Raw genomic sequence first — 12,019 nt, forward strand, 5'->3', positions numbered from 1 at the left:
TGCGGTAGAATTCGCCTCCCGGTGATTGTGGGCCGTAATTTGCGTGTTTTTTAGACGTTGCTATCCTCATGTGAAGCTGAACCCGCTTTATGTGTGTTGAGCACCGTACTGCTAATAATACAGCAATGATCGCAACATTTATGAATGAGCGCGTCCTTGCTAAACACCACCACAGCCTATTTACACTGACTATTCATCGATAACGGTTATCGATAGCCTCGTACGCAGAGATCCTGTGGCAACGAGTAATTCATCTATTTAGAGGACAATTATTGTGCTTGAAGCCTACCGTGAACACGTTGCTGAACGTGAAGCTCTTGGAATTCCACCGAAGCCCTTGAGTGCTGAGCAAGTATCAGAATTGGTACTACTGCTTAAAAACCCACCCACTGGAGAAGAGGCTGTACTGCTTGACCTGTTAAGCACACGCGTCCCCCCAGGTGTTGACGAAGCCGCCTATGTTAAAGCTGGCTTCCTTTCTGCTCTAGCAAAAGGAGACGACGACTGTAGCCTAATTGATAAAACGGCAGCTATAAAGCTTCTGGGCAATATGCACGGTGGTTACAATATTGAGACGCTAGTCGCCCTGCTTGATGAACCCGAACTCGCTGAAGCTGCAGCAAAAGAACTTAAACACACCTTGCTTATGTTCGATGCTTTTCACGATGTGGAAGACAAGGCAAAGACCGGTAATAGTCAGGCACAAGCCGTACTTCAAAGCTGGGCTGATGCGGAGTGGTTTACAAACCGCAGCGCCGTTGCAGAATCCATCAAGGTGGCTGTATTTAAAGTTACAGGCGAAACCAACACCGATGATTTATCACCCGCTCAAGATGCTTGGTCTCGGCCCGATATCCCATTACACGCATTGGCCATGTACAAAATGGCCCGCGACGGCATTGAACCAGAAGAAGGCGGCGTCAAAGGACCGCTTGCGCAAATTAAGGCTGTGCAAGCTAAAGGCGTACAAGTTGCATTCGTAGGCGATGTTGTTGGAACAGGTTCCTCGCGAAAGTCGGCTACAAACTCTGTACTGTGGTATTTCGGTGATGATGTTTCCGGCGTACCCAACAAGCGTGGTGGTGGTATTTGTATAGGCGGTAAAGTAGCCCCTATTTTCTACAACACTATGGAAGACGCAGGGGCATTGGTTTTTGAAGCGCCGGTAGACGACTTAGGTATGGGTGATATTATCGAAATTCGCCCCTACGATGGAAAAATATTGAACGACGCTGGCGACTGCATTTCAGAATTTGAGCTCAAATCTGACGTATTGCTTGACGAGGTACGTGCCGGCGGCCGAATCAACCTCATTATTGGACGCGGCTTAACCACTCGCGCCCGAGAGTCCCTCAACTTGCCCGCCTCTACCTTATTCCGCCAGCCTACTGCACCAGCTGACAGCACAAAAGGCTTCAGCCTTGCACAAAAAATGGTGGGTAAAGCGTGTGGCCTAGCCGAGGGACAAGGCGTCCGAGCGGGTACCTATTGTGAACCTCGCATGACCACGGTAGGATCGCAAGACACTACCGGGCCAATGACTCGTGACGAACTCAAAGACTTAGCGTGTTTAGGCTTTTCAGCCGATTTAACCATGCAGTCCTTTTGCCATACTGCAGCTTACCCAAAGCCCGTGGACATAGACACGCAGCACACCTTGCCAGATTTCATCATGAATCGCGGTGGCGTATCGCTACGCCCAGGTGACGGTATCATCCACAGCTGGCTTAATCGCATGCTGTTGCCAGATACCGTTGGTACAGGCGGTGATTCGCATACACGCTTCCCCATGGGAATATCCTTCCCTGCTGGCTCTGGGTTAGTGGCTTTTGCTGCTGCGACAGGCGTTATGCCATTGGATATGCCCGAATCTATTTTGGTTCGTTTTAAGGGTGAGATGCAACCCGGCATAACGTTGCGCGATCTAGTGCATGCCATTCCGTATTACGCAATACAAGAAGGTTTGTTGACCGTTGAGAAAAAGGGCAAGAAAAACATATTCTCCGGAAGAATTCTTGAAATTGAAGGTCTAAATGAATTAACCGTTGAGCAGGCTTTTGAACTCTCCGATGCCTCCGCAGAGCGCTCAGCCGCTGGCTGTACTATCAAGCTCCCCGAAGATTCTATTGCCGAATATTTGCGGTCCAACGTTGTGTTATTACGCTGGATGGTAAGTGAAGGCTATGGCGATAGGCGAACGCTTGAGCGCCGTGCAAGCAACATGGAAGCGTGGCTGGCGAACCCCAGCTTAATGGAAGCTGATGCCGATGCGGAGTATGCCGCTGTCATAGAAATTGATCTTGCTGATGTTAAAGAACCTATTGTTTGCGCACCCAACGACCCCGATGACGCACGTTTATTATCCAGCGTTGCTGGCGACAATGTCGATGAAGTCTTTATCGGTTCGTGTATGACCAACATTGGCCATTTCAGAGCGGCAGGTAAGCTGTTTGAGCAAACGCCTGGGGCACTTAAAAGCCGTTTTTGGATGTCTCCTCCTACCAAGATGGATCAACACACCTTAATGGAAGAAGGCTATTACAATATCTTTGGCGCTAAGGGTGTGCGCATGGAAATGCCAGGCTGCTCACTTTGTATGGGTAACCAGGCACGTGTGGCCGATAATACAACCGTATTATCCACCTCTACGCGCAACTTCCCGAACCGTTTAGGGGCTGGAGCCAACGTTTACTTAACATCTGCCGAACTAGCGGCCGTCGGTGGCATACTCGGTAAACTACCTACACCGGAAGAATATTTGGAATATGCATCGAAAATTGACACTATGTCCGCCGAAATATTCCGCTATATGAATTTCGATCAAATCGCTGACTTTGTGAAAGGCGCCGAAGATGGAAAACGTATTGCCGCCGTCGAAATTGAGGAAGTAAAGGTATAACAACCTTGTTCGATAATACCGAATACTGAATAAGCCCCGCATATGCGGGGTTTTTTTATGCTTCCCAATCGTACTCGTAGCCTCTACTCTATCAGGACTAATACGCAATATATTGAGCCATAGCTATGAGCATAAACCCACATGACGATTTAGGTGTAATTGAAGTACTAATGAAACGCTTGAACAAGCAACGCCTGCCTCATGCACTCGCACTGGAAGAAAAGGTGGGAGGAGGCAACAAGCTTAATGATTTTGATATGGAGTTTTTAGAAGAAGTACTAAAAGACATTAGACACGTTAAACCAATCTATGATCGGCACCCTGACTACCAACCTATACTCACTAAACTAATGGCGCTGTACACGAAAATAATCGAACGGGCTGCGCTAAATGAGTCTATCGACAGCTAACAGTCTAAATTTTTACGTACTTTGTATCTTTTACGTTTTTGTAACAGTCGCGAACGCACTATAAAACGCTGACAGCCCTGAAAAACGCAAGGGCCATCAACCTCTTATATGGGCTGCATATAACTTTCGAAGATGGCTCACGCCACTTTTGCAATAGGCTCTTCGTCTTCTGTTACGATAAATAGCGCAAGATCGGAAGGCAAGGTTTCCGAGAGTACCGTAACGGCCATTTCGTAACGCTTAGAAACATTTAAACAACGAACATCGAAATAACCGCTCGCCAAATTTTGAATTTGATCGCCAACATCTATTTGTGCGTCAGCAGGAAAATGAATCACTAACGCCTGCCCAAAGCCTACGTCGGCTAAAGCTAAACGGCTGTTTGAATTAATGTGTGAAATACGTGCATCGATCATGTTGTGTGCCCCCGCAACTAAAGTTTGTTTTCGTCGGTAGTGCTATACCCCGCGAATTTGAAAGCATTATAAAGGGCGGCTTGACCTCTGGATGCGAGTGAACGATGGCATAGCATGTGAGACATTGCTGACAAAGCTGTAAGTCATTAGAGTCAAAACGTGATCAACGCCACATTTCGGGTGTTTTCTCAATTCGGTCTACGTTTACGTCCTCCACCCTAATAGCCTCGAGCACCGCAGCGATAACGACCATACTGCAGCCTACCCATTCCACAGGCATGAGCCTTTCACCAGCGATAACAAGCGCAGAAATAACCGCTACCACTAACTCTACGATGATAATGATGGACGACCGCCCTGCTTCCATCTGCGTCACAGCCCATTGCGAGCCAATATTGGCCACCATAAGCCAGCACAACGTGTACCCTACAAGCCAGCCCCAATGAGCCAATGGAACACCATGGGGTAAAGGTTGTACGTTGGTGATAACGAGTAACCCGGAAATAAGCGCACAACCCAAAAACATAGCCAGTAGTTTGGTGGGTAATGGCAGATCGGGCACGCCACGAAAGACGATATTGTTGAGCGCGAAACACAATCCAGAAGACAACGCCAGTACATCAAGCCATGATAAAGATGAACTAAAAGCCTTCGTACCCCCCAGCAATAAAAACGCACCCAGAAGTGCTAGTACAACTCCACACCAGCGAATAAGGTCAGGCCGTTCTCCGAGCAAAAGCCAACCACCCAAAACGCCCCACACAGGAAGCAGATAAAACAACACCATCACTCGAATGATATCGCCATACATTAACGCGTAAGTAAAACAGAGGATCGCGCCACCGCCAGCGATAGAAATCGCAATTAACGATCGGTAATGCGTAAGGATCAAAGCCCCACGGAAACCCAAAGGCAAGAAAATAATAGCCAGTATCGCCTGAGAGATTAGCAGCAACGAAATGCCGTTAAAGCCCACTTGCTCTAAGTATTTGAGCGGCAACCAGGATAACCCCCAAAGAACAGAAGCAAAGACAAGAACAATAACGGGAAATGAGCGAGCGCTAAACATTGAATAGTATAACTAGGTGGCTTAATGGAGCATGATTATGCCCCAAAGGTATTCTTCTGATCACCCCTTTCAAAGAAAGCTTCAATATTATCTTTTTCCCACATCGCATCTTGATAGCCTAAATCCATCAGTTCATTGCAGTATTCGCGTGTGAACAACAGATAGCTCGCCGCAGCAGAGCCCCCGCCATGGGCTGTAGCACCAATAGCACGAAGAAAAAACCTTAAGCTAGCAGGCATATGCCGCACACACCGGCCTGCAATTTTATCGAGGGGTTTAGAGGGTGAAATAATAAGCGTATCAACGGGCCGTAAATGATGAGTTTTTTCGCAACGCTGGGCATCAACCAGTTTTAATAAGTGATTCACGCGCTCCAAGTGCTCAATATCGCCCTCTAGCGCGTCAATAAACGCGCTATTAAACATTTGCCCTACTATTTGCGCCATTGAAGGAGAATGTTTAGGCCGAGGTAAATACTTAGGAGCCCCCCAATGAGAGGGATTGCGATTGCCACTCACGCCAATGATAAAAACCCGATCGGCACCTAGATGCAATGCCGGGCTGATAGGAGCCATTTGTCGCATAGCGCCATCACCAAAATACTCACGACTTAACGGTACCGTTGGGAAAACCGTTGGGATCGCAGAAGAGGCCATTAAATGCTCAACGGTTATCTCTGATGGCGTACCCACACGTCTGTATCGCCGCCACCCTCTAAGTGCACTGTTCCCTTGAAAAAAGCTAACGGATTCGCCGGAGTTATACCCCAAAGCCGTAATACATAAAGCCTCCAGATTTCCGTTTGCGATATTCTTAGGTATGTTGTCGAAAGTAATAATACGGGAGAGAAACTCTCTTAACGGCGCATTATCAAGCAGCGCTAAGGGTTTTGAGGTACCGATACCGTGATTAAATAGCGAACCTCCAATTTTTAGAGACCCAGCAATTAACGGCCACCAACCCGCGTGAAATACATTGTCAATTTCGAGGCTTTTCCATGTATCAGCCAAATCTAACGCGCTTTGCCTAAATTCCCCAGAGTGCGACGCTAGAGCGGTCGCATTAATAGCACCCGCAGACGTACCACAAATTATTGGAAAAGGATTATGTAGGTCAGGAAGGATATCCGCCAATGCATTTAACACGCCTACCTGATAGGAGGCGCGAGCACCACCACCAGATAGAATAAGAGCATTTGTTGACATTGGCGTTCATAACTTAAATGGGCTTAACATTAAGTGTAGCGCCTTCGTAGCCAGTTACCTCTACCAATACACCACTATCAAGGTCTGTATCACAGGAAACAACCCACAGTGCATCATGAATTTGCACTTTACCGACGCCTGCCTTTACCGGCACGAGTATTGCGGTTTTATGCCCTACAAGCCTTGCCATTTTATTGTTTAACATTGGGTCTTCTGTTTCTATGTTATTGGGCCGTACAAATTTCCAATACATGTACGTGGTAACAACAGAAAGTACGCCGAAAATAACAAATTCAACGGGCCAAGGTTGTTCCGTCATCCCCGAAATACCCGCCGTGATAAGTGCAGAAACCCCTATCGACAGCAAGAAGCCTCCTGCGCCAAGAAGCTCCAGCCCCAACAACACCAATCCAATGGCTAACCAGAACCATGGCCCTACAATTTCAGACAACGACTGATCCATGTAAAGCCCTTATTTCTTAACATTATCGAATAATTCTTTAATGCCGCTAATAGAGCCAATTACACTCGAGGCTTCTATTGGCATTAAAACGACCTTACTATTGTCTGCTGCTGCAATTTTACCCAGTGCGTCGACATACTTTTGCGCAACAAAATAATTAATTGCTTGCTGATTACCCTCAGCAATAGCAACACTAACATCTCGCGTAGCTTTTGCTTCAGCCTGAGCTTCACGTTCACGTGCTTCAGACTCCAGAAATGCCGCTTCACGCTTACCTTGCGCACTCAAAATTTGCGCCTGCTTATCACCCTCGGCAACTTTAATTGACGACTCACGCTCACCTTCTGCTCGTAATATTTGCGCGCGTTTTTCTCGCTCTGCTTTCATTTGATTTGCCATCGCATCCACAAGGTCGCGTGGTGGCCGAATATCTTTAATTTCAATACGTGTGACTTTTAAGCCCCAGGGGTTAGTAGCTTCATCCACTTTAATCAACAACGCAGTATTAATGGCGTCTCGATTCGAGAGCATTGCGTCTAGCTCCATAGACCCCAGCACCGCACGAATATTCGTCATCACCAAGTTCTGCATGGCTCGCGGCAAGTCATTAACTTCATACGATGCCTTAATAGAGTCGATAACTTGGAAAAAACATACGGCATCGGTAGTCACCATCGCATTATCGGCACTAATCACTTCTTGGGGTTCAACATCAAGTACCTGCTCCATCACGATTTGACGATGCCCAACAGCATCGACAAACGGAACTATAATGTTAAAGCCAGGTTTTAGTACGCGAATGAAGCGCCCCCAACGCTCTACAGTCCATTCTTCACCCTGCGGAACACTTTTCCATCCTTTAAATATGACGACAACGACAAACGCGATAAATATTATCGCGACCAGATTGAGATCTACCATACTAACCACTCCTGTTAAACATTATCGTTATGATAACGTAACTATTTTCCCTATAGATACCCTGTAAAACAGGTTTAACTATAAGCCTTCCATAGAGCATATTAATCTCTAAGCTCTCGCCTTAAAATTTTCCCTACGTTAGTTTTAGGTAAAGCGTCTCGAAACTCAATAATTTTCGGCACTTTGTAGGCCGTTAAATTTTTACGGCAAAAATTATAAACCTCTTCTTCTGTAAGCTTGTTATTCACCGCGACGACGAACAACTTAACAATTTCACCACACTTTTCATCAGGGATACCAATTGCGGCTGCTTCGACAATTTCAGGCATTTGAGTAGCTGCGTCTTCAACTTCATTAGGGTAAACATTGAACCCAGAGACTAGTATCATATCTTTTTTACGATCGACAATTCGAATACAGCCATCGCTGTCTATCTCGGCTATATCGCCTGTTTTAAGCCAGCCATCGTCCGATAATACTTTATTCGTCTCATCTTCGTTGTTCCAATACCCCTTCATAACTTGCGGCCCGCGAACACACAGTTCACCCGGCCCGTCCGTTACAGGCTTGCCGTCATCGTCGAGCAATAATATTTCCGTTTCGTTTACCGCAGTTCCAACGGTGCCTCGTCGAATATCATCGATTCTATTGCTGCACACCACCGGCGATGTTTCGGTCAACCCATATCCTTCGCAAACATCGCACCCTGTTACCGCCTTCCAAGTATCAGCGGCGTGATCAGTTAAAGCCATGCCGCCCGAAGACGTCACTTTAAGGCTAGAAAAATCTAATGCTTTGAACGCTTCATTGCGTGCCAGTGCCGTAAACAAGGTATTGAGGCCCACAAAAACGGTGAAGGGTTGAGCGGCCAACGCTTTGATCATTGAATTGAGGTCGCGAGGGTTTGGGATGAGCAGATTGTGCTCACCAAGACAAAAACCCGCTAAGGCGTGAATATTTAGTGCATAAATATGGTACAAAGGCAAACAAGCTACAAACGTTTCTTTGCCTGGAACAAAAGCGTTCTCCAATTGACAAAGCGTTTGCCAAACATTAGTTGTCACGTTTTTTTGCGTTAACATCGCGCCTTTCGATATGCCCGTTGTTCCTCCGGTGTATTGCAACACCATAAGAGAGTCATCGCTAAAGACGGGTCTAGCAAATGGTTGGGCGGCGTTTTTCAAGCATTGTCTAAGTGACACCTTATTCTCAAATTCAAAAGGTGGCACCAATTTCTTAACGTATTTAACAACCGAGTTAATCAATAATCGCTTAGGCGTTGGATGCAAATCAGCAAGATTTGTCACTATCACCGTTTCTACTTCGGTTTGCTTCACAATACTTGCGGCATTGTGCGCAATATTTGACAGCACAATAAGTACTTTTGCGCCGCTGTCTCGAAGCTGATGCTTAATCTCCCGAGGGGTATAAAGAGGATTGGTGTTGACCACAACCAAACCTGCTCTCAATATCCCATAAAGCACGACCGGAAATTGCAGTATGTTTGGTAATTGAATCGCAACACGATCACCTTCTGATAAATTGAGATCATTGCGTAAATAGCTGGCAAAGCGATTACTCAAGTCATCCATTTCTCGGTAGGTTAATGTTTGCCCCATGCAGGTATACGCTGGTTTATCCGCATAGACCTCAAATGAGTGTTCAAGAAGTTCAAGTGTGTTGTTATATCTTGGTATCAATGAAGACTCCTAAAAATAACTGAATAGTAAATTAATGACTGAGGGTGGTTGCTCGAGATATAGGCCCAATTATGGGCTATTCTCAACGTCTTACAATTATTATATGGATTCAAGCGTTGGTAATATTCCTCTAAAGCATAAATATACGGTATAAGCGGTTCGCTTCGGCTATATTGCAACTAAACACTGTGTTCACTTCGCTTTATTAGCGCTTCTAGGTATTCGTTAATTGTTCATTTCACGCACCTAAAATACAGCAAAAAAGTTTGGGGGTTGTTAGAAACAATAATCGAAGCCAAAAAAAAGAGTGAAGATCAACTCTCACTCTTTCTTGATACAACCCCACTCTATCGCTGGGAACAACGCAACCTATATTTAAAATTGCGCCTCGTCCATCGACATGAGGCTGGTAGCACCCGCTTTAATAGTCGCCTGTAAGGTTTTAGTTCTAGGCAGTAAACGAGCGAAGTAGAACTGAGCCGTTTTAACTTTCGCTTCATAGAAACCCATCTCCGCCTCATTCGAGGACGTTAACGCCACCTTAACCGCCCTCGCCCACAAATATGCTAGCGTCACATAACCTGAAAACATAAGGTAGTCGACCGACGCAGCTCCCACCTCTTCAGGGTCAGCAATCGCCGCCAAACCAACGTGCATAGTCAAGTCCCCCCATTCTTTATTGGCCTCAGCCAATGGGGTAATGAATTCTGACATGCTTGGGTCGTCTTTGTTGGCTTCGCAAAATTTGTGTATTATTTTGGTAAAACCTTTTAGCAGTTCGCCCTGGCTCATAAGAACTTTTCGCCCTAGGAGATCTAGTGCTTGTATGCCGGTTGTGCCTTCGTAAAGCATTGAAATACGGGCGTCCCGTACATTTTGCTCTGCTCCCCACTCCCTTATATAACCATGCCCGCCAAAACATTGCATACCCAAATTGGCTGATTCAAAACCCGTTTCCGTTAAGAATGCTTTTGCTATTGGCGTCAGGAACGCAAGTAAATTCTCCGCATTCTGCTTTTCCTCACCCTCTGCATGATGCTCCACATCAACTAATTGAGCAGCATAGTAGATAAGCATACGCCCACCTTCGGCAAACGCTTTTTGTGTAAGTAACATACGACGAACGTCGGGATGAACAATAATGGGATCTGCAGGGCCAGTAGGATTCTTCACACCCGAAAGTGACCGCATTTGCAACCTGTCACGGGCATAGGCTAGTGATTGCTGATAGCCTAACTCGGCATGCGCCAAACCTTGTATGGCCGTACCCAAACGGGCCGTATTCATAAAGGTAAACATACAATTTAGGCCACGGTTTGGTGGGCCTATTAGATACCCCTTTGCACCATCAAAATTTAGGACACAGGTGGCATTACCGTGTATACCCATTTTGTGCTCAAGTGAACCACAGTTCACTTGATTGCGTTCGCCTGCATCACCATTTATATCCGGCAAAAACTTTGGAACTACAAATAGAGAAATACCTTTGGTGCCTTCTGGCGCATCGGGAAGCCTAGCCAATACAATATGGATTATATTGTCCGCCAAATCGTGCTCACCTGCTGAGATAAAAATTTTAGAGCCGGTAATAGCATAACTACCATCGTCCTGCGGTTCAGCTTTAGTTTTTAACATCCCTAAGTCTGTTCCGCAATGCGCTTCAGTCAAGCACATTGTGCCTGTCCATGCGCCTTCTACTAACTTTGTAAGGTAAGTACTCTTTTGCTCATCGGTTCCGTGAATTTCGAGTGTATTCATGGCGCCGTGTGACAAACCGGGATACATCGCCCAAGACCAGTTGGCCGTACCAGTTAATTCACTTAAAACGGTACCCAATGATTCAGGAAGACCTTGCCCTCCATGTTCTTGGGTATGACACATCGATGGCCAACCGGCCTCAACATATTGGTCATAAGCTGCCTTAAAACCTTCGGGTGTTGTCACAACACCCTCGCTTAATGTACAGCCTTGCTCATCGCCGATGCTATTGAGCGGGGAGATAACCTTTTCACAAAACTTAGCGCCTTCCTCTAGCACAGCTTTTACCAACTCTCGCGAAGCATCTTCGCCACCGGGCAACTTGGCACAATGCGCTTCGTAGCCCAGCAATTCGTAGAGTGCAAACTCTATATCTCGTAATGGGGCTTTGTAATCCGACATCCTGGCATCCTCTTTTGTGTATGCATACTCTACAGCTTAGTATCAGTCTTTAAGCAATGGCAAACAGTGCGCTAAAAGCACTTTTGATTAAGGCGTATAGAGTTGCGCAGAGTCGAACATCTTACAATTACCAATTCGCGCGACATGAGTATCAATATTTCAACTTTATAACTGTATTATTGACTTTTTGAAGGCGGGAATTGCGCTAACAAACCGGAAAGTTGGCGTGTGATTCTTGCTTGCCGAGCTTCAGGCGTACTATTTCTTTTAACTTTTCCCTCAACGGTTCCACGCCATAACACTTCGTTAGTTTGGGCATCCAACACATCGACAATAATACTGCCTTGCTGATAGTACGTGTTTTGACTAGGGGGCGTGCTATAACCATAGTTATAGCCAAAACCTCCTCGGTATACACCAAAGGAGGCGTTGTAATTGTCTACGCGCATACGCTCTTCAACAATCAACACATGGCGCACATGAAAATCAGCCTGCTCCTTATCAACTTCACTGTATCGCTCAGCGAAAACATTTTTTAACACTGAGGCAATACGATCAACTTCTAACTCCGATACTTTTGGGTTTTGATAATGCGTTTTATCAAATTTCAACACGGCAAAAGATTCTAGTGTTGAAAAATCATACTCCGTACGATAATCAACGGCAGGCTGACGAGTTGCACAACCACTCATCATCAATATTAAAGTGACACATAGCAATATAGAACGGTTTAAAAACATTACATTATTCCTCGGAACTTATTATTTCAACGAGCA

The 12,019-nt window shown here is 45.9% G+C and carries 10 protein-coding genes; 2 read left to right on the forward strand and 8 right to left on the reverse strand.

Annotated features, from left to right (window positions below; translation table 11 throughout):
• Positions 1–274: 274 nt before the first annotated feature.
• The gene (gene acnB, locus H5647_RS14665) at positions 275–2,899 is read left to right on the forward strand and encodes a bifunctional aconitate hydratase 2/2-methylisocitrate dehydratase (protein WP_082087072.1); all 2,625 of its coding nucleotides are present in this window, start codon (positions 275–277) and stop codon (positions 2,897–2,899) included.
• A gap of 125 nt (positions 2,900–3,024) precedes the next feature.
• The gene (locus H5647_RS14670; protein WP_045859614.1) at positions 3,025–3,309 is read left to right on the forward strand and encodes a hypothetical protein; all 285 of its coding nucleotides are present in this window, start codon (positions 3,025–3,027) and stop codon (positions 3,307–3,309) included.
• A gap of 137 nt (positions 3,310–3,446) precedes the next feature.
• Here the strand turns inward: H5647_RS14670 and H5647_RS14675 are convergent, their stop codons facing one another.
• The 8 genes from H5647_RS14675 to H5647_RS14710 form a co-directional block, all read right to left on the reverse strand.
• The gene (locus tag H5647_RS14675) at positions 3,447–3,725 is read right to left on the reverse strand and encodes a hypothetical protein (RefSeq protein ID WP_045859616.1); all 279 of its coding nucleotides are present in this window, start codon (positions 3,723–3,725) and stop codon (positions 3,447–3,449) included.
• Between the two features lie 163 nt (positions 3,726–3,888).
• Complete coding sequence (locus tag H5647_RS14680) at positions 3,889–4,794, reverse strand: DMT family transporter (protein ID WP_045859618.1); 906 nt, start codon at positions 4,792–4,794, stop codon at positions 3,889–3,891.
• Between the two features lie 35 nt (positions 4,795–4,829).
• Complete coding sequence (locus H5647_RS14685) at positions 4,830–5,999, reverse strand: patatin-like phospholipase family protein (RefSeq protein WP_045859620.1); 1,170 nt, start codon at positions 5,997–5,999, stop codon at positions 4,830–4,832.
• A gap of 13 nt (positions 6,000–6,012) precedes the next feature.
• The gene (locus H5647_RS14690) at positions 6,013–6,462 is read right to left on the reverse strand and encodes an NfeD family protein (RefSeq protein ID WP_045859623.1); all 450 of its coding nucleotides are present in this window, start codon (positions 6,460–6,462) and stop codon (positions 6,013–6,015) included.
• A 9-nt stretch (positions 6,463–6,471) separates the two neighbouring features.
• On the reverse strand, positions 6,472–7,383 hold the full coding sequence (locus H5647_RS14695) for an SPFH domain-containing protein (protein ID WP_045859625.1): 912 nt from the start codon (positions 7,381–7,383) through the stop codon (positions 6,472–6,474).
• A 101-nt stretch (positions 7,384–7,484) separates the two neighbouring features.
• Entirely contained in the window at positions 7,485–9,083 is a 1,599-nt protein-coding gene (locus H5647_RS14700) for an AMP-binding protein (RefSeq protein WP_045859627.1), read from the reverse strand.
• A gap of 375 nt (positions 9,084–9,458) precedes the next feature.
• Complete coding sequence (locus H5647_RS14705; RefSeq protein ID WP_045859630.1) at positions 9,459–11,243, reverse strand: acyl-CoA dehydrogenase C-terminal domain-containing protein; 1,785 nt, start codon at positions 11,241–11,243, stop codon at positions 9,459–9,461.
• A gap of 176 nt (positions 11,244–11,419) precedes the next feature.
• Positions 11,420–11,983 (reverse strand): DUF4136 domain-containing protein, encoded by a 564-nt coding sequence (locus H5647_RS14710; RefSeq protein WP_045859631.1) that lies wholly within the window; start codon positions 11,981–11,983, stop codon positions 11,420–11,422.
• Positions 11,984–12,019 lie beyond the last annotated feature (36 nt).

It is taken from the genome of Teredinibacter purpureus, from assembly GCF_014217335.1.
In the GTDB taxonomy this organism is placed as follows: domain Bacteria; phylum Pseudomonadota; class Gammaproteobacteria; order Pseudomonadales; family Cellvibrionaceae; genus Teredinibacter; species Teredinibacter purpureus.

Coding starts and splice junctions, on each gene's coding strand:
- H5647_RS14680 (WP_045859618.1), bottom strand. CDS start 4,794: ATGTTTAGCGCTCGCTCATTTCCCGTTATTGTTCTTGTCTTTGCTTCT.
- H5647_RS14685 (WP_045859620.1), bottom strand. CDS start 5,999: ATGTCAACAAATGCTCTTATTCTATCTGGTGGTGGTGCTCGCGCCTCC.
- H5647_RS14670 (WP_045859614.1), top strand. CDS start 3,025: ATGAGCATAAACCCACATGACGATTTAGGTGTAATTGAAGTACTAATG.
- H5647_RS14705 (WP_045859630.1), bottom strand. CDS start 11,243: ATGTCGGATTACAAAGCCCCATTACGAGATATAGAGTTTGCACTCTAC.
- H5647_RS14695 (WP_045859625.1), bottom strand. CDS start 7,383: ATGGTAGATCTCAATCTGGTCGCGATAATATTTATCGCGTTTGTCGTT.
- H5647_RS14710 (WP_045859631.1), bottom strand. CDS start 11,983: ATGTTTTTAAACCGTTCTATATTGCTATGTGTCACTTTAATATTGATG.
- H5647_RS14690 (WP_045859623.1), bottom strand. CDS start 6,462: ATGGATCAGTCGTTGTCTGAAATTGTAGGGCCATGGTTCTGGTTAGCC.
- H5647_RS14675 (WP_045859616.1), bottom strand. CDS start 3,725: ATGATCGATGCACGTATTTCACACATTAATTCAAACAGCCGTTTAGCT.